Raw genomic sequence first — 19,294 nt, forward strand, 5'->3', positions numbered from 1 at the left:
GCAATGAATATTTCAATAGACGAAAGAAGTTCAAATGCGTTCATTAAAATATTGATTACTGGATTGTGGTATAATTTACATACAGGGGGAAAATAGATGACACAACATAAAGAAGAACAGATGAATGAAGCATTAGCATTATTTTACTTTGCATATAAAACATTTACTGAAAAGCCAGATGAAATTATAAAAGAGTATGGCATACAACGAGTACACCACCGAATTTTATTTTTTATCGCACGCTTTCCAGGTCTAAGCGTAAATGAGTTATTATCACTGTTAGAAATAAGTAAACAGGCTCTACACGGACCATTACGACAACTTGTGGAAAAGGGTTTAATTGAGAGTAATGAAGCTACACATGACCGTCGTGTGAAACAGTTATCTTTAACAGAAAAAGGTACCGAATTAGAGAAAAAATTGAGCGATGTACAAAGGCAACAAATGGGTGCTATTTTTTCAAAATTTGGTGAATCGTGTGAAGAAAATTGGCATCAAGTTATGAATGAAATGGCAAATAGCCGATCAGGTTTTGATGCTTGGATGTCGAAGCGAGAAGTTGTAATCGATCAAAAATGATAAGAAATATATCTGTTTTATAGTTTGAAAAAGAACAGATTTTATCCATTCCATTAAAATACGTATGCCTAAAAATGTAAGAAATAAAAAATCTCCTACATTTAGATTGTACCGAAGTAAAGCAGGAACATGTATCCATACTGACATTAATGGTGTGCTGAATACATTGCAAAAATCAAGAGTTGTACAATTGGATGGCAATCTCAAAGTGAAAACGCCGATTCTATTAGAAGTGCAAAAACGTAAGGCTGTTGCTTCGTGCATAGCTTAGTGGGTGTGTCAACCATCCATGTGTACTCGATTTGTCGGGGCTTGTAGCACACGCCGGAGTCATCTGAGTGGTGGCTTCTTCCATAAGGAAGAATTGCTCTTTTTCGAAAGGGTGGTGCAAGTGGGAAAACAATCGTTCGTTGCCAGTACCAACCAAAACTTACTTGAGGTGTTATCGTATGGTGGCATGAATGCTAGAGCGTCAACCTGTCTAGTGATAGACGAAAAGACCTAGCGTTCTAACTCAAGCCCCACTGAAACGTTTTGTCTCAATGGGGTAGTTGACACGTGTACGCAATGGAACAATACAATTCACATTTCCGAGAGGGGAATTATAATGATAAAACTTGTACTTATTCGTCACGGACAGAGTTTATGGAATCTTGAAAATCGTTTTACTGGTTGGACTGATGTAGACTTATCAGAGAATGGATTAAGTGAAGCGAGAGAAGCAGGAGCAATATTAAAGAAAAATGGATATACTTTTGATGTTGCTTATACATCTGTATTAAAACGAGCAATTCGGACGTTATGGATTGTACTTCATGAGATGGACCTTGCATGGATCCCAGTACATAAATGTTGGAAACTAAATGAAAGACATTACGGTGCATTGCAAGGATTGAATAAAGATGAAACGGCGAAAAAATATGGTGAGGAGCAAGTTCATATTTGGAGAAGAAGTATTGATGTAAGACCACCTGCTCTTACTGAAGATGATCCTAGGTATGAAATGAATGATCCAAGATATAAAGCACTTAAAAAAGGTGAGCTTCCATTGACTGAATGTTTAGTGGATACGGAGAAAAGAGTACTTGCTTATTGGCATTCAGAAATCGCGCCATCATTAAAAAGTGGTGAAAAGGTAATTATTTCATCACACGGTAATACGATTCGTTCGCTAGTGAAATACTTAGATAACCTTTCAAGTGATGGTGTTGTTTCATTAAATATTCCAACGAGTATACCACTCGTTTATGAATTAGACGATAATTTACGACCAATTCGTCATTATTACTTAAGTATGGACGGAGAAGTACCAGAAGGGGAAATTCCGAAACATATTTCTTTTTAACATGAAAATTTGAAACGCGTGCTTGTCTACATATACAATGTAGATTCAGGATAAAGTGAAACTTTAATCAGTGGGGGGTGTTCGTCCCACTGATTATTAGTTGAACCAATCGGGCTTTTATGGGCAGTTGATCCCCCACCTATTTTCTTCGCTTTTGCAGAATGTTGAGATGGGGAGCTTACTGCCCACAAATAGCGGGGTAAAAGACGTGGCACCTTCTAATGTATATGCAATGTAGCTAAATTTAGAAGCTTGTCCACGTCTTTTGTCATAAAGAGAGCTGCTTGTGCATGTAATGATATCGTGAGTAGTTTTTGAATGGAGGGTGATGTCATTGGTGATCTCTAACATTCGAATCGGCTTATTTATTTTAGCAATCGTTTTTCTAGTACTTGTTTTCTTTTATTGGAAAAACGAAGAGTTGTACGAGGAGAAGAAGCAACGAATTAGAAAGACTTGGTATGGGTTGTTTATAATATCAGTCACCGTGTATTTCATGGTAAAAGGAATTGATTTAACCCTCTGGAAAAATCTTTTAATGTTCACTGCAATGGTTATTTTCGTTGATATTGCATTTATTTTAACACCTAATATTTCAGAAATATGGGGAGCAAAATTTAGCGATATCGGCAAGACTGTTCAATCGATAAAACGGTCATTAATTGCTTCTAAAGCAAGAGGAGAAATATACACAACAATTATTCAAAATGTCAATCCGGCAGTATTCGGTACGATGGAATGGCATACGGAAGAAGAATATACAAAAAGCTTAAACGTATTTTTAGATTCGTATGGTGAAAAGATTGGGGCAAAAATTGTTGTATTTGAAGCGGCAAAGGAATTAAATACAAACTTTCGCGGTATCCGTTCTCAATTTAGTATCATCGTTCCGTTTGAACATATTGAGCAATTGAATGAGCAGAAAGCGGTGCAAGTAGAAAATGTCGGAATTATACCAGCAAAAATAGTGAGTGATGTTTTCATTGTTATTGATGGTAAGAAAAATAACCTGCAAGATCGAGATTTTGAAAATGTATATAATTTAACAATACATCATAGTTATTTTAGTAAGTAGGACAGAACTTTCTGTCCTACTCTTTTATACATAAATTCGGAATAAATCGGAAAAAGTTGAATAAAATCGGACAATCATCCCTACACTAGCACGTAGAGGTGATTGTAGTGATAAAAGATTATGACAATGATTTTTTTAAAAAAGATAATGAAGATACAACAGATTTCTCGTTAATAAAAGGAGATACATTACAGCAAGTAGAAGAGCTAGAAGAAGAATTAAAAAGAAAATCATAAGTGTACACTCTTTCTGCATTTGCTATATAATATAAATAGAAGATTGTATCTTTTTGAAGAGGGGGAGAAGAGATGGCTGAAGTAAATATACAAAAGTCTTCATTTTTTAAAGAAAAAAAAGAAGAACCAAATACAGATTTCTCTCTTGTGAAAGGTGCGTTAACGGAAAATATAAATCGCTTAGAGAAACTGATGAATAATAGCAGTTCAAAATATATACGAGTGAAAAAAACAAAAGAAAATGCATAGTGCATTTTCTTTTGTTTTTTATTTCATAGTAAACTTTTCTTTTATTTTTTCAGGTAAATCTGCTTTCTGAATCTCTTCATAGGATTTTACTTCAATTGATGATATTTCATTTTTGTTATTATCATCTTGATTTACAAATAGGCGTAAAAGTGCGTCTTCATTTAATTTATGGTCGTTTTCTTTTTTTGTACTTCTAAATGTAATTTGTTTTTTTACTCCGTTTTCATCATAAGCAGGGAGTGTGTAGTTACGTAAGTTTCTACCTTCTACTTTTTCGATAGTTCCTTCGCCTTTTATCTGCACGTAATATACATCTTTACCAATTCGATTGAGCGATGCTCTCTCACAGCCAATAGTAAAACTAGAAAATAATAAACATAGTGTAATAATTGTTAAAAACTTTTTCATTTTCTTTATCTCCTTCAATTTCTTTCTTTACACAGTATACGGCTATTATGAAGTGAGAAAAATCGATATAGATTACAACATCCTTACAATGTTGTAAGAGTGTTGTACATAAAATGAATAATATATTAAAAAGTTAAAAGAAAAGTAAAATAACGAATCATGGTATAATGATAAAAGACTTACATATTATTTTGTCATTTTGAGAGGAGCTTAAAAATGTATTCTACTTTAGAACAATTAACAAAGCACCCTGTATTTTATCATTTTGCAGAAATTTCAAAGATTCCTAGAGGATCGGGTAATGAAAAGGAAATTAGTGATTATTTAGTTGGTTTTGCAAAAGAGCGTAATTTAGAAGTAATTCAAGATGAAGCAATGAATGTCATTATTAAAAAAGAAGCAACTGCTGGCTATGAAAATGTACCAGCTATTATCATTCAAGGTCATATGGATATGGTATGTGAAAAAAATCAAGCAACCGTACATGATTTTGAAAAAGATCCAATTGAGTTGCGAATCATTGGGGACATGTTATATGCAAATCAAACAACTTTAGGCGCTGATAATGGTATTGCAGTGGCGTATGCGATGGCTTTATTAGATTCGAAAGACATTCCGCATCCAGCACTTGAAGTAGTTATTACTACTGAAGAAGAAACAACAATGGGCGGTGCTTTTGCTGTTGATTCAAATCATTTTGAAGGAAAGATTTTTATAAATATTGATTCTGAAGAAGATCATAAATTACTTGTAAGTAGCGCAGGTGGTGCGAAAGCTGTTGAAACAATTCCAGTAATTTGGGATGAAGCGTCAGCGAATACGGATGCATATCGTCTATATGTTGGTGGTTTAAAAGGCGGACACTCTGGTATGGAAATTGATAAACAACGTGGTAATGCAAACAAAGTATTAGGACGAGTATTACGCGATTTATCAGCAAATATTCAATTTGATATAAGTGAAGTTCACGGCGGGTTAAAAACAAATGCAATTCCGCGTGAAAGTGTAGCTACAATTTTATTACGTCAAGAAGATGTAGAGAAGGTAGAAGAAAAGCTAGAGTCATGGACACGAGTATTACAAGAAGAAATGCGTGCTGTTGATCCAGATGTTCATGTTACACTTACAAAATTGGATGAGAAAGTAGAAAAAGTATTTGCTAAAGAGACGCAAAAACAACTTATTTCATCATTATTCTTAATCCCAAACGGCATTCAAAGTATGAGCATGGATATTAAAGGTCTTGTAGAAAGTTCAACAAATTTAGGTGTTATTGAAACGTTGCAAGATGAAATTAAATTACGTAACGAAGTGAGAAGTTCTGTAAGTAGTTTAAAACAACATGTTGCAGATGAGATTAAATGTATCGCCGATTTAGTTGGTGCAACATTTGAAATCGAGTCAGAGTATCCAGAATGGCCATACAATCCGAATTCACAAATTCGTAATTTGTTTGAAAAAGTGCATCAAGAAAAATACAATAAAGATGTTGAAATCTTTGCTGTACATGCAGGAATCGAATGTAGTGTATTCGTTCAAAAGATGCCTGAATTAGATGCAATTTCATTCGGTCCAGATATATTTAATGTTCACACTCCAGATGAACATATTAGTATTTCTTCTGTTGTGAATAACTGGGGATTCTTTGTTGATGTAATGAAGGGTACGAAAGAATTAGCTAAGTAATAATGATGAAATGAAAAGTAGCCTATAAAAATTTATAGGCTATTTTTTTGTATAGAGTTTTATTAGAGATTCCTTTGTAATAAAAGAAAGGCTTGAAGACAATGATTCGTCGTTTGAGAAAGCTAAAAAATGTAGCAGTCATAGTAAGCTTCTAAGTAAATTGTAAAAACCTACACTACTTAGAAGCGAGGAATAAAGTTATGAAGCATCCATTATGTAATCATTGGCCGGAAACAAAGTATATAAAAGATATAGTAACAAATCCACTCATTGAAGTAGGAGAGTACTCCTATTATTCAGGGTATTATGGTCATCAAAATTTTGAAGATGGCTGTGTAAGGTATTTGTGGGGGATGCTAAGTCCCGAGCACTTTTCAATCCAATTGAACAGATGGGATGGCATCTTGATAAACTCATTATTGGGAATTATGTTTGTATTGCCAGTGGAGTAGTCATTTTAATGGGTGGTAATCATAATCATCACTCAGAATGGATTACAGTATATCCATTCGCTGAGCAAATTGAACAGTCATATCAATTATAATGCCTGGCGTTACAATCGGTGAAGGCGCAATCATTGCAGCAGGATCTGTCGTAAGTAAAGATGTTCCGCCGTATACAATAGTGGGGGGAACTCCAGCTAAAGAAATAAAGAAACGATTCACTGATACAGAAATAAATTTGCTGATGGAAATGCGTTGGTTTGATTGGGATAGAGAATTAGTTGAGAAGGCAATGCCTATATTATCTAGCTCATCTATCAATCTATTATATGATTTTTATAAAAAGGAAGTAAAAAATAGATAAGTCTGTGAAAAAACTACATTCTATATAGGATGTAGTTTTTTATTATAAGAGATTAATAGTCTAGACTAAGGAGAATTTATCTCTGGTATGAGTCTAGCAAATAACTGAATTGAATAATTAAAATCCTTTATAGTTAATAAAACCAGTGTGTCTCGATATTTAATCGGACACACTGGTTTTATTTTTTGTAAATGTGGAACAAATGTATTATTTAGATTGTCTATTCATTGTAATCCTAAAAAATATGAAATTACGGATCATTTTTAATAATACAAGGGTATTAAAAATAAGGCTGTGTGGGGAATACTGACTGTATCAGTGCGCCTAAAAGGATGGAATGGTTTATATGGAAGCGATCCTAACGTCTTATATGTATATAGAATTTGATAAAATTGTCTATTTTTATAGTGATTATGCTAGAAAAGATATTGGAGGTAAGAGAATTGAAAGGTATGTTTTACAAAAAATTCATTGTAATAGTAACAGTGCTGACACTATTTTGTAGCATAGTTGTTACATCTGGGAGCGCATCAGCGGAAACAGTCCCTGTTTTAGACGTAGAAGCAGGATCAGCAATTTTAGTAGAAGCAAATTCCGGAAAAATTTTATATGAGAAAAATGCTGATGAATCACTAGCAATTGCTAGTATGACAAAAATGATGAGTGAATATTTAGTTCATGAAGCGGTGGAGAAAGGAAAACTTAAATGGGATCAAAAAGTTAAAATTTCTGAGTATGCATATACGATTTCGCAAGATCGTTCATTATCAAACGTTCCATTAGAAAATAGTGGCTCTTATACGGTCAAAGAGTTATATGAGGCAATGGCAATTTACTCTGCAAACGGTGCAACAATTGCTTTAGTTGAAGAAATTGCTGGAAAAGAAGCCGATTTCGTGAAAATGATGAATGATAAGTCAAAAGAGTTTGGAATGAAAAATTACAAATTTGTAAACTCTACAGGCTTAACAAACTATGATTTAAAGGGACATCATCCAGAAGGGACTACTCCAGACGAGAAAAATAAAATGTCCGCAAGAGATTGTGCGATTTTAGCACAACGTCTCGTTCAAGATTTCCCCAAAATGTTAGATACAGCAAAAATCCCCAAAAAAACATTCCAAAAGGGTGGCAAGTATCCAATTGATATGGTGAATTTTAACATGATGTTAAAAGGTTTAATTAAGCAATACGAAGGTGTAGATGGTTTGAAAACAGGAACAACTCCAGAAGCTGGTGATTGCTTCACTGGTACAGTAGAAAGAAACGGTATGCGTCTAATCTCTGTAGTAATAAAAGCAAACTCTCATACAGCACGTTTTGATGAAACGAAGAAATTATATGATTATGGATTTGCGAATTTTGAAGTGAAGAATATCTACGGAAAAGGTTCAGTAGTAAAAGGGCATGAAACAGTGCGAGTTGCAAATGCAAAAGACAAAGATGTAATAGTTCAAACAAAACAAGCTATTTCACTTCCAATGCCGAAGGGCAACAAAGACGTTTATAAAAAAGAATTTAAAGTATCGAATGAAGAACAAGAAGCGCCCATTAAAAAAGGTGTAACAATAAGTAAAATGGTTATCTCGCCTAAAGATAATACGGATCCTGGATTTTTATCAGGTAAATCATTACAAATAGACCTTGTAACAAAATCTGATGTAGAACAAGCAAATTGGTTTACACGTTTTATGCGTAAAATCGGATCTTTCTTTAATGGTATGTGGAATAGTGCGGTTGATATAGTAAAAAGCTAAGTTTATAGGGTGAAAACTAAATATTAATCTAAAAAAAGAGTTTCGAAGCTTTATAGATTCTTATGTAGATAGCTCGAAATGGAAGATGGTATTAATTTTCAAATTGGATACTTCGAAACTTTTGTTATTGTAATCAAGCTAACAGAAATTTGTATCTATAAAATCAAAAAACAATATTCTTTTTGTGGAAATATACAGAAAGGATGGCGTTTATTATGAATTTTTTAATTCAAAGCATTCTATTACAAGGTTAGTTTAATAAAGTTATATAAAGAAAAACCATCCATTATTTCATCAAGTGACAATAAAAAAATAATATCCGGTACTTATTTCTGTAATTAGATTTTATAAAAACTTAATAAAATCTTTTCTTTGTATTAAATACTTTGTTTTAAATTATTTATATAAGGAAATGGAGACCAAAAAACAGATGTATAGATTGACTTTGAAGTGCTTATATCAGGGATCTAACAATTCTCCCGCTACACTAGTATAGTGGCCTTTATGAATAGCAAAATCTACAATTTACAAGGAGAACATTTTATGAGTAAGAGAATAAAAGAATTAGATTCTATACGAGGGTTAGCGGCACTTACTGTGGTATTTGGACATTTTTGTTTAATGCTACCATCGTTGCCTAATGCTATTAAATTTTCCCCACTTAGGTTTTTATGGGCGGGTGGGGAAGCTGTTATCGTTTTTTATGTACTAAGTGGTTTCGTGTTGTCTATGGCACTTTATCATTCAAAAACAAATTATTGGGGATATTTAATTAAGAGATTTGTAAGAATCTATATTCCTTATTATTTTTGGATAATCGTTACCTTTGCTTTATTTATTTTATTTTCGCCGTATGAAGTGGTAGGACTACGTGATTGGTTCTATGATAGATGGCAAGGGTCTATAACAAAATTAGATATTATAAACCACTTTGTGCTTCTTAATAACTTTTTTACGGAAAATTATAATCCAGTTATTTGGTCATTGGCTCAAGAAATGCGTATATCTATTGTGTTTCCTTTGTTATTTCTTCTCTTTTATAAACTGAATTGGAAGAAAACGATGCTATTTGCTTTGAGCTTTTCTTTAATTAGTGTTTTTCTTAATATGTTGCATATTGGTAAAGCTGAGGGGTTTTATAATGGTTATGCTGATACGCTACATTTTACATCTATGTTTATGGTTGGAATGTTACTTTTTAAACATCAGGAAAAACTTATCTACTCATATAGGAATATGAAAAAATTTAATAAAGGATTTCTTATTGCACTAGGGATTATTTTATATTTATATTCCATTTTAATTTATGGTATTTCCCGTAATGATACTACTTTCTTATTAAAAGATTGGGGTGTCGTAATGGGTGTTAGTATATGTATTATAATGGCCATGAGTAACCTAAAAGTAAAAGCATTTTTAAATAAGAGTGTGTTTGTATATTTAGGGGAAATTTCATACAGTATCTATTTGTGCCACTTTCCAATCATGATGGTACTATTTAAACTTTTGTATACAAAGATACCTATCTTTTTCCTTCTTATTTTGTGCATTACAATGACACTACTTTTTTCTATAGTTTCGTATCATTTAATCGAAAAGAAATGTATTAATTGGGCAAAACAAAGAACCACAAATTTATTGAAAAAAGTATAATGCCTAGAGAAATTTTATTTCTTTAGTAAATATACGAATATGACCGATTCCTAAGCATTTTTAGGAATCGGTCAATTTAGGATTATAAATGTAAATATAGTAAAGTGGAATATAAATGAAATCGAAAACCATTTAGAAATAACAATTACGTTGTGAGCTATTGTATAGTATAGATATGGTTAATACTAAAGGGGGAATACATATGTGGAAGCGATTTGTAGCGATTGGTGATAGTTTTACAGAGGGGATAGGGGATGAAGTTGAGGGAATTGTATTAAAAAGCTGGGTAGATCACTTTGTTCAACTGTGTGTACACGATATAGAATATGCCAATTTTGCAAAGCGTGGTTTAGTAACGAAAGAAATTCGCTCGCAGCAATTGGAAAAAGTATTAACTTTTAAACCAGATTTGGTTAGTCTAATTGCGGGTGCAAACGATGTATTAAAAGGACGTTGGAATCATCAAGCATATAAGAACGATATGGAATTTATGATAGATACATTAAGTAAAACAGATGCTGATATTATGATAGCAAATCTTCCAGATTTTACAGTAAGGCTTCCTCTTGCTTCTGAAAAAAAACAAGCATTAAAAGAACAATTATTAGAGATAAACGAAGTTATACGTTCACTAAGTAGAGAATATAAGCTTCATTATGTTGACTTTTGGAATCATCAGTTAGTTAATGACAATACGCTTTGGTCTAAGGATTTCATTCATCCAAACTCAAAAGGATATGTAAAAGTTGCTGAATTAATTCATAGTAGTTTACCTGTGCATGACTCTTCTAAATAAGCTGTAGAATGACCAGAACTCCTGTCGGACATATCGCACAGGGGTTTTTAATACGAAAAAGAAGGATAAAGGGCTATAAATTATAGTTTAAGTAACTTTTTATTTTTGATATTTTCTGTTGCAGAACTCTTTGTATAAGGGTTCTTTTTTGTAGATATTTGATACAAAAAAGATAGAATTGGAGAACAGGAACTAAGAGATATTTTAAATGAAATTGTTAAAACAATACTAATAATAAAGTTCATTAATTATATCGGCTTCTTCTTTTTGTATGAGCTTAAAGACTTCTCTCTTCTAATCCGGCTTAACCATAAATTAAATTTTTATTGTAAATGTGGAACAATTTCAATACTTACGCTGTCTATTAATCGTTACGCGTTTTTATTTAATATATCAAGAAAGGAAAAAACATTTTTATATAAGGGAGAAGATTGAATTGAAAAAATTATGGATACTGCTTTTCTTTTGTGTCGCAGTTATGTTGGTAGGATGTAATAAAAACGAATCGCCAAAACAAGCATTTGAAGAATATATAAATTTATGGAATGATAAAAAATTTGCAAATATGTATGATCATTTATCAGAACATGCCCAAAAAACGATTTCTAAAAAAGAATTCACAGAGAAATATCAAAAAATTTATGAAGGTATTGGCGTTAAGAATTTAAAAGTTAAAACGAAAGGAGAGAATGCAAAAGATAAAGAACTTTTACTTTTTGAAGTTAAGATGGATACGGGTGGAGGAACAGCTTCATTTATCCATGAGGCAAAACTTGTGAAAGAGAAAGAATCTTGGAAAATAGATTGGACACCAGATTTTATTTTTCCAGGTATGAAAAAAGATTACAAAGTACGTATGCAAATAGAACAAGGAAAACGTGGGGAAATATACGATCGAAATGGGAAAGGTCTAGCAACGAATGGTAAAGCGACTGAAGTTGGAATTATTCCAGAGAAACTCGGCGAAACGGCGGCGCAAACAAAAGAAATAGTAGCACAGTTACTGGATATGTCTATAGAAGAGGTCGATCAGAAGCTTACAGCGAAATGGATAAAACCGGATTCCTTCGTACCAATTGGTATTTTAAAAGAGGGAACTAGACAGAATGATTATATTGAATTAGAAGGAGTATCATCTCGTCCAGTCAATATTCGTACGTATCTATTAGGTGAAGCAGCTGCACATTTAACTGGATATATAGGAAAGGTGAATGCAGAGGAATTAAAATCGCTTCAAAAAAGAGGTTATCAAGCTGATGATTTAATAGGTAAGACAGGTTTAGAGAAAGTACTGGAGAATAAATTGCGTGGTGAAAAGGGTGGACGCGTATTTATAGAAGATGAAAACGGGAAAGAAATTAAAAACGTAGCCAAAAAAGAAGCAAAAGCAGGGGAAAATGTTACGTTAACAATTGATGCTGCAATTCAAGAAAAAATCTATAATGAGATGAAAAATGAAGCCGGCTCTAGTGCAGCGATCAATCCTAAAACAGGTGAAACAATCGCGCTTGTAAGTAGCCCTGCGTATAATCCAAATACAATAGTTAGAGGAGCATCAAAGGCCCAACGAGAAGCATGGAATAACGACTCGAAACTACCAATGATGAATCGCTTCACACAAGCATTTGTACCAGGTTCCGTATTTAAAACGATTACAGGTGCAATTGGTTTGGAAACAAACACAATAAAACCTAAGGAAGAATTTAATATTCAAGGATTAAAGTGGACAAAAGATTCCTCTTGGGGAAATTATTATGTAACACGTGTGAAGGATGCAAGTCCAATTGATTTTGACAAGGCAATGAAGTATTCTGATAATATTTATTTTGCTCAACAAGCTTTGAAAATGGGAAAAGATCAGTATGTAAATGAATTTAAGAAATACGGATTTCATGAAAAATTACCAATTGAATACGAATTTCCTATTTCAATCATTGCAAGAGATGGGATAAAAAATGATATTCAACTAGCAGACACGGGATACGGACAAGGACAAGTATTAATGACACCACTTCATTTAGCATTAACATATGCACCGATTGTGAATGAAGGGAATATTCCGTCGCCTCATCTTTTAAAAGAAGCAAAAGTTACGGGGAATTGGAAAGAAAATGTGATTTCTAAAAAGAATCAAGATATATTAAAGAGTGCATTAATCAAAGTCATTAATGACCCTGATGGTGCGGGGAGAATTGCTAAGATTGATGGTGTAACTCTTGCTGGTAAAACAGGTACAGCAGAATTGAAAGAATCGAAAGAGGCAGACGGAAAAGAACTCGGATGGTTTGCAGCTTTTGATGCAAATAAGCCAGACATGATTGTAACCATGATGATTGAAGATGTAAAAGGAAGAGGAGGGAGCAATGTTCCAGGCGAAAAAGTAAAACATGTTTTTCAGAAATAATAGCTTATCATAAGGTGAAATCTTCTAGTAAATTCACTATATGTTTGCTTAACTCAAAGGTATAAATTGCGTGAAATATAGAACAAATATATTTTGAAAAAGCATTCTTGCTAGTCGAGAATGCTTTTTTACTGTGGCTACAGAAAGTTGATAACTCATCTTCATTTTTGAAAGGTTGATATTGTAAATAGTAAATAGAAGAGTAAAACAAAATGAAATGGACAAGTTTTAAAATTAAACAAAACAGTTATTTAGTAAAACATAAATAGAGCACACAAATAAGCATGCTCTAAGAAAAAATGTGATATAAGTGGAGTGTTGTATGAAATTCACAAATAATAATCAGATTTTTATGAGTGTATTTTTAACATTGTATGCTTTACTTGTTTTTTAGGAGCCTGTCATGTAAGAGAATGTATAGGGGATTATTTTATGAAAGTAATTGCACACCTTTACATTCTCAAGAGGATTTTTCTATCAAAAAAAGATAAACAATGGAACAAATGAAACTTGTATCTTGTCTATATATTGAAACCATAATAAAAGTGAGGGCAGTTTTATGTTTATTCAAATAAGTTTGAGGTGTGGAAATGGAACAGACGTTTATTGAAAAGTGTAATCATGATGAGCTGGACTATGTTATAAAAGACTATTGGCAAGATGTATGGAATTATTCATTTATTATTACGAAAGATCCACACTTATCAGATGATATCACGCAAGACGTATTTATAAAGGTATTTAAAAATTGGAATTCATTTCGAAAGGAGTCATCTATTAAAACGTGGATATTAAAAATCACAAGAAATACGGCAATAAACTATTTGAAATCATCTTATTTTAAAAGAATATCTTTAGTAGGTTTTTTTAGTGACGATAAGCAAACTGTGTCGGCAGAACAAGAATTTTTTAAGCAAGAAGAAATGAATGATGTGTGGAAAGTTGTATTAAAACTACCTAAAAAGCACCGTGAAATAATAATATTGGATGCAAAATATGAATTATCTTATGAAGAAATGGCTGAAACACTAGGAGTATCCATTGGAACTGTAAAATCTAGATTAAGTAGAGCAAGAAGTAAGGTTTCAAAATTAATAGGGGAGGGTAGTAGTGATGAACAATAAACAAAATCCTGACTGGTATAGAAAATTAAAAAAAGGCCCAATGGAACACCGTAAAAACGAAGAAGAATATATTTATAAAATAAAGCAATCTATATATGAAAGTAATGAGGGAGGCTCTCTAAAACAAACAAGACGATTTCGTAAAAAAGCATTGCCAATTGTTGTGGTTTTAGCTTGTACATTTTTATTTTTTATTGTTCAACAACCTTGGCTTGATGATAATAAATCACCGGTACAAAGCAGTACACAAATTAAGCCTAAAACAAAAGATGAGTCTGCTCAAGATCCAACATTAAAACAATTCATGAATGAGTTATATCAAAGTACAAATGTAAAAAATAAAAATGAATTGTATAAAGCGTTAAACGATGAAGTTCAATTTAAAGGGAAAAGCTATAAGAAGGATGAAATGAATTTTGATGAAGATATTTTTCATGAGTTGCAAGTCGCACTTACAATGGGGGGAGAATTTGCAAATAATACAAAACATGTATATAAAGTACCAAGTGGATTGACAGAAAGTAACCAACCAAAGCAACCTCATTTTATATATGCAACTGTTACTGGAAATAAAACGAAAATTTTAGCTGAACCAAAGCGAGAATCAAAAGTTTTATATGAAGTATCTAATGAAATGGTAAAAGCTTGGATTCCAGAAAAAGCGCAGAAGGATGAATATATAAAAATATCGACAATTAACGGTAATACTGGATATGTACAAAAAGAGTATGTTTTAACTGACATTAAATACTCATTTATGTTTGAAAAGAATAATGAAGGTGAATGGAAAATAATAAATATAGATTCTATTTGGTAAAAAAGGAAGGTTCATTAAAGTGAACCTTCCTTTTTGTTTTTATTCTCTTTTTGAAGAGTATTCCAGGACTCTAAAATTTCTGATGTAACGAGAGCAGCAATGTTTTTTTCTGAATTACTACCAGGAATAACGACGGAAACGGCAATTTGTGGATCTTCGGTAGGAGCATATGCAATGAATAAAGAATGATTGATCATTCTTGCTTGCTCATTCGGAAAACCTGTAATACCTGTTTTACCAGCGACGTCGAAGGGTAACGTTTTAATTTCCTCTATATTTTGACTCATTCCACCTTGTACGACACTCCAAAAGTTCATTGGGTAACGATTTGAACTTTCTAAAATTGGTTTAAACTTTTTTGTTTCTTTACCATTTTGACCAATAATAGCACTTGCCATTTGTGGTTTATATTTATCACCTTTACTTGCTAAAGTTGCTGCATATTGAGCAAGTTGAAGAGGAGTATGCACTTCATTTCCTCCCCAAGAGGCATTTAATAAAGCGGAAATTCCATTTTCAAACTTATTAGAGGGATGGAATTCATATTGTCCGTCTTCTTCAAAGGGTAAATCAATCCCGGTTTTAGAACGTAGGCCGAATTGCATTAAATAATCTGTCCATATATGTGCCACTTTTTCTATATTTCCATTATTTTGGTTGAATAAGGGCAAAGCTACTTTTGCTGTCATAAATGTGTTAGATGAATTAATGATAGCCTGCCTCGGTGTAATCTCACCTGTTGGTGTTCCAGGTGCATTCGTAATATTATTTTGATTATCATACTGAAAAGTACCCTTATCTAAGTAAGTATCTTCAGGTTGAAAAAGTTTTTCGTTTAATCCAATTAAAATAGTAAGAGGCTTTATAGTAGAAGCCATATTTACATAAGATTCACCATACTTTAATTTTTGAATTGCTTTATTTTGCGAAAGTGATTTTATGTTATTTATTTTAGTTGGTACATGTGTATGCAATATATTTGGGTCAAAAACTGCCGAGTTGGCCATAGTTAAAATTGCGCCAGTTTTTGCATCGCTCACTACAGCATAACCAGCTTTAGCATCAGGTGTTTTCTTAATTTGAGATCTTAATGCTTCCTCTGTTTTTTGCTGCAACTCAGAGTCTAAAGATAGCTGGACATCTTTTCCTTTTTGTACTTTTTGAATGTTCCATAAGAACTTTTTATTATTCAATTTAAAAATAAGAGTTTTACCTGGTTTTCCTTTTAAATCATTTTCATATTGCAACTCAATCCCGCTTTTTCCAACAACCATATACTTTGAATTAAGGTCATGTTCTACATACCCAATTACCTGTGAACCAATTTCGTGTTTAGGATAATAACGTATTACTTCATCTTTAATTATTACATTTTTGGGTTTGTTTTTGTTTATGAATGCAAGTTCGTTCTCAGTTATGTCAGAGTATAACGGTATATCATTCATAGTTTGCTTTTTACAAGATTGTTGTAATTGAGATTTTATATTCTCTGTAGAAATATGATGTTGAAACTCGTTTGAAAATTGATTGAAAAAAGCTAATGTGTTTGCTGTATCTTGTTTCGATAGCTTGTCCTCATTAGAAGTGCAATATAAAGACTTAACTTTCTTATTTGTAGCTAGTATTACACCATTTTGATCAAGTATTTCTCCTCTTTCAGCTGAAGAAGTTTCGGTAGTAATTGAAACGAAATGGCTTTTTAATAAAATGATTAAAATAACACCTACAATAGAAATAATCGCTATAAATCTCCATCTTTTTATTTTTGTATGTAACATAAAACCCTCCCTTTTTAGCCTATTCCATATTATAGTTAATTATTTTTTTTGTAAATGTGGAACAACTTTATTATTTAGATTGTCTATTAAGTATTACAGCATGAAGAAAGGAATAAATAGTATGAAATTTTACTTTTAAGATGAGTCGTTATACAGTGTAGCATTTCTAATGCAAACGACAAAAAATAGAGAGAAAACAAGACAGGAGAGTTTTGAACTACGTAGCAAAACGAAAAGAAATGGATGCTTACAATGGTTTCGTGAAAAAGTCGAAACGATATTTATCCCGCTATTTGTCGGGCAGTAAGATCCCCACCTCAAAATTCAGCGGAAGCAAAGAAGTTAGATGGGGGATCAACTGTCCGTAAAAGCTCGATTGGTGAGGATTGATTAAGGTTTCACTTTATAATCGGCCATCGTTACGTAATATATAAGCAAATATATGGAGGATTTATGGAAAAGCAAAAAGGAAATAAGAAGACATATATATCTATTCGATTAAATATCATGTTCCTTTGTATATTTTTACTATTCTCAGCTATTATTATGCAGCTAGGGAAAGTACAAATTGTTGAGGGAGAGGCTTATAAGAACCAAGTGGAAAGTAGTCAAAATGCAATAACGAGTATTCCAGTTCCACGTGGACAAATTTTAGATCGGGAAGGGAAAACAGTCGTTAATAATAAATCTCTTCGCACAATTACGTATACAAGGGTAAAGGGGATTACGAGTGAAGCTATTTTAAAAACAGCAAAAGACTTGGCGGAAGTACTTGAAATGCCCGAACAAGATATAAATAAATTAACCGATATCGATAAAAAGGATTTTTGGATGCAGTTGAATACGAAGCGTGCGGAAACAATGATTACGAAAAAAGATATAGAAAAGTTTAAAGAAAAGGGAATAGAGGGAAAAGAGTTAGATAAAAAAATAGAAGATTTAAGACGAAGTCGCGTTACAGAAGTAGAATTGGGTGAGTTAACAGAACAAGATTTAAAGGTGTTAGCTATTAAAAGTAAAATGAGTTCAGGTTATCAACTAACACCACAAATTATTAAAAAAGATGTAACAGATGAGGAGTATGCGCGGATAAGTGAAAATCTTGCGGATTTTCCAGGGGTAGATGCAACGGTTGATTGGGAGCGCAATTATGTAAATGGTGATTTATTTCGTTCCGTGTTAGGTAATATTACGAGTAGTGAAGAAGGTTTGCCAAAAGAAAATTTAGATTCTTATTTAGTACGCGGATATAACCGTAATGATCGTGTAGGGAAAAGTTACATTGAACAACGATATGAAGATGTGTTACATGGCACAAAAGAAGAAGTGAAAAATATTACAGATAAATCAGGAAATATTATAAACACAGAAATAATTTCTAAAGGAAAAAGTGGTAATAGTTTAACATTAACGATTGATATGGAATTACAACAGAAAGTGGAAGAAAGTTTAGAGAAAAATTTGAGAACTTTTAAGAGTTCAGAGCCACTATTGGACCGAGCTTTTGTTGTTATGACGAATCCAAATAACGGACAGATTTTATCTATGGCAGGCAAAAGGATTGTAGAAAAAGAAGGGAAAATGGAAATCGAGGATTTGGCATTAGGTAATATGACAACTTCGTATGAACTAGGATCAGCTGTAAAAGGTGCAACTTTATTAACTGGATATGAGACAGGGGCAATACAACCAGGAGATCAATTTTATGATGCACCGATGAAATTTAAAGGTACACAAGCTAAGAAATCGTGGAATGTATCCGGATTTGGTAATATTAATGATTTACGAGCTCTACAAGTATCTTCGAATGTATACATGTTCCAAACAGCTTTAAAAATTGCGGGCGTTCATTACGTACCAAATGGTTCATTGGATATAAAACAAGAAGCATTTAATACGATGCGCTATTATTTTAAGCAATTTGGTTTAGGAGTTCCTACGGGTATTGATTTACCGAATGAAATAATTGGACAAACTAGAAAAGTAGATAGCCAGCCTGGGTTTTTACTAGATTTTTCTATCGGGCAGTATGATACGTATACGCCATTGCAATTAGCACAATATATTTCAACAATTGCTAATGGCGGTTATAGAATGCAACCTCAAATTGTACAAGAAATACGAGAGCAATCAATAAAAGAAGAGGTTGGAAAAGTTATTCGCTCAATAGAGCCTGTCGTATTAAATCGAATTGATATGAAGACAGAACATATTAATCGGATAAAAGAAGGCTTTAGATGGGTATTCCAAGAAGGTGATGGAACTGGCGTGAAGTATTTCAAAAATGCTCCATATAAACCAGCAGGAAAGACAGGAACAGCTCAAACTGTATATGGTGGAGATGATCCAATTGGTAGAAATGCAAAAGGAGAACGTATGGAATGCTACAACTTAACGTTAGTTGGATATGCTCCATACGATAATCCAGAAGTAGCGTTCTCAGTAGTAGTTCCGTGGCTTCATAATGATAAAAGTGGAATTAATTCTATAATTGGAAAGGAAGTTTTAGATGCATACTTTGATTTAAAACAGAAACGTATACATGGTGAAGCTGCTAGTACAGATAGTTCTAAGTAAAAT

At 32.7% G+C, this 19,294-nt stretch carries 16 protein-coding genes and 2 pseudogenes; 16 read left to right on the top strand and 2 right to left on the bottom strand.

Annotated features, from left to right (window positions below; translation table 11 throughout):
* Positions 1-96: 96 nt before the first annotated feature.
* The 6 genes and pseudogenes from RTP99_RS05400 (at position 97) to spoIISB (ending at position 3,484) form a co-directional block, all read left to right on the top strand.
* On the top strand, positions 97-579 hold the full coding sequence (locus tag RTP99_RS05400) for a MarR family winged helix-turn-helix transcriptional regulator (RefSeq protein ID WP_000191907.1): 483 nt from the start codon (positions 97-99) through the stop codon (positions 577-579).
* Between the two features lie 88 nt (positions 580-667).
* A pseudogene (locus RTP99_RS05405) lies at positions 668-850 on the top strand (RNA-guided endonuclease TnpB family protein); the annotation flags it as partial.
* Between the two features lie 336 nt (positions 851-1,186).
* Complete coding sequence (gene gpmA / locus RTP99_RS05410; protein ID WP_000594137.1) at positions 1,187-1,924, top strand: 2,3-diphosphoglycerate-dependent phosphoglycerate mutase; 738 nt, start codon at positions 1,187-1,189, stop codon at positions 1,922-1,924.
* Between the two features lie 337 nt (positions 1,925-2,261).
* Positions 2,262-2,999, top strand: coding sequence for a type II toxin-antitoxin system SpoIISA family toxin (locus RTP99_RS05415; protein ID WP_014893739.1), 738 nt, complete (start codon positions 2,262-2,264; stop codon positions 2,997-2,999).
* A gap of 107 nt (positions 3,000-3,106) precedes the next feature.
* Positions 3,107-3,235: a hypothetical protein gene (locus RTP99_RS05420; RefSeq protein WP_000588714.1), complete on the top strand. Its 129-nt coding sequence runs from the start codon at positions 3,107-3,109 to the stop codon at positions 3,233-3,235.
* A 72-nt stretch (positions 3,236-3,307) separates the two neighbouring features.
* Complete coding sequence (spoIISB, locus tag RTP99_RS05425) at positions 3,308-3,484, top strand: stage II sporulation protein SB (protein WP_000852590.1); 177 nt, start codon at positions 3,308-3,310, stop codon at positions 3,482-3,484.
* Between the two features lie 18 nt (positions 3,485-3,502).
* Here spoIISB and RTP99_RS05430 read toward each other — a convergent pair whose 3' ends face one another.
* On the bottom strand, positions 3,503-3,892 hold the full coding sequence (locus RTP99_RS05430; protein ID WP_000714180.1) for a YxeA family protein: 390 nt from the start codon (positions 3,890-3,892) through the stop codon (positions 3,503-3,505).
* 216 nt (positions 3,893-4,108) lie between these two features.
* Here RTP99_RS05430 and pepD point away from each other — a divergent pair, with 216 nt between their 5' ends.
* The 8 genes and pseudogenes from pepD (at position 4,109) to RTP99_RS05470 (ending at position 14,936) form a co-directional block, all read left to right on the top strand.
* On the top strand, positions 4,109-5,578 hold the full coding sequence (gene pepD / locus RTP99_RS05435; protein WP_000287562.1) for a beta-Ala-His dipeptidase: 1,470 nt from the start codon (positions 4,109-4,111) through the stop codon (positions 5,576-5,578).
* Positions 5,579-5,778: 200 nt separating this feature from the next.
* Positions 5,779-6,385, top strand: a pseudogene (locus tag RTP99_RS05440) (CatB-related O-acetyltransferase).
* Between the two features lie 443 nt (positions 6,386-6,828).
* Positions 6,829-8,142 (top strand): D-alanyl-D-alanine carboxypeptidase family protein, encoded by a 1,314-nt coding sequence (locus RTP99_RS05445; RefSeq protein WP_000677730.1) that lies wholly within the window; start codon positions 6,829-6,831, stop codon positions 8,140-8,142.
* A 504-nt stretch (positions 8,143-8,646) separates the two neighbouring features.
* Positions 8,647-9,795, top strand: coding sequence for an acyltransferase family protein (locus RTP99_RS05450; RefSeq protein ID WP_041184666.1), 1,149 nt, complete (start codon positions 8,647-8,649; stop codon positions 9,793-9,795).
* Between the two features lie 175 nt (positions 9,796-9,970).
* The gene (locus RTP99_RS05455) at positions 9,971-10,591 is read left to right on the top strand and encodes an SGNH/GDSL hydrolase family protein (RefSeq protein ID WP_116733358.1); all 621 of its coding nucleotides are present in this window, start codon (positions 9,971-9,973) and stop codon (positions 10,589-10,591) included.
* Between the two features lie 436 nt (positions 10,592-11,027).
* Positions 11,028-12,995 carry a penicillin-binding transpeptidase domain-containing protein gene (locus tag RTP99_RS05460; RefSeq protein ID WP_000737722.1) on the top strand — a complete coding sequence of 656 codons (1,968 nt, stop codon included), beginning with the start codon at positions 11,028-11,030 and terminating at the stop codon, positions 12,993-12,995.
* Positions 12,996-13,585: 590 nt separating this feature from the next.
* The gene (locus RTP99_RS05465) at positions 13,586-14,119 is read left to right on the top strand and encodes an RNA polymerase sigma factor (protein WP_000438333.1); all 534 of its coding nucleotides are present in this window, start codon (positions 13,586-13,588) and stop codon (positions 14,117-14,119) included.
* Positions 14,109-14,936, top strand: a complete 828-nt coding sequence (locus RTP99_RS05470) for an SH3 domain-containing protein (RefSeq protein WP_046647005.1) — start codon at positions 14,109-14,111, stop codon at positions 14,934-14,936. The genes RTP99_RS05465 and RTP99_RS05470 overlap by 11 nt, the downstream gene beginning before the upstream one ends.
* A 14-nt stretch (positions 14,937-14,950) precedes the next feature.
* Here the strand turns inward: RTP99_RS05470 and RTP99_RS05475 are convergent, their stop codons facing one another.
* A complete protein-coding gene (locus RTP99_RS05475) occupies positions 14,951-16,714 on the bottom strand; it encodes a peptidoglycan D,D-transpeptidase FtsI family protein (RefSeq protein ID WP_000903331.1) in 1,764 nt (587 codons plus the stop codon).
* Between the two features lie 169 nt (positions 16,715-16,883).
* Between RTP99_RS05475 and RTP99_RS05480 the strand changes: the two genes are divergently transcribed.
* Together RTP99_RS05480 and RTP99_RS05485 are read left to right on the top strand one after the other, a co-directional pair.
* Positions 16,884-17,021, top strand: coding sequence for a hypothetical protein (locus tag RTP99_RS05480; protein ID WP_011040347.1), 138 nt, complete (start codon positions 16,884-16,886; stop codon positions 17,019-17,021).
* Positions 17,022-17,167: 146 nt separating this feature from the next.
* Positions 17,168-19,291: a peptidoglycan D,D-transpeptidase FtsI family protein gene (locus RTP99_RS05485; protein WP_000414823.1), complete on the top strand. Its 2,124-nt coding sequence runs from the start codon at positions 17,168-17,170 to the stop codon at positions 19,289-19,291.
* The last annotated feature ends 3 nt before the right edge of the window (positions 19,292-19,294 follow it).

The sequence above is a fragment of the Bacillus sp. (in: firmicutes) genome (assembly GCF_031983925.1).
Classification (GTDB): domain Bacteria; phylum Bacillota; class Bacilli; order Bacillales; family Bacillaceae_G; genus Bacillus_A; species Bacillus_A pacificus.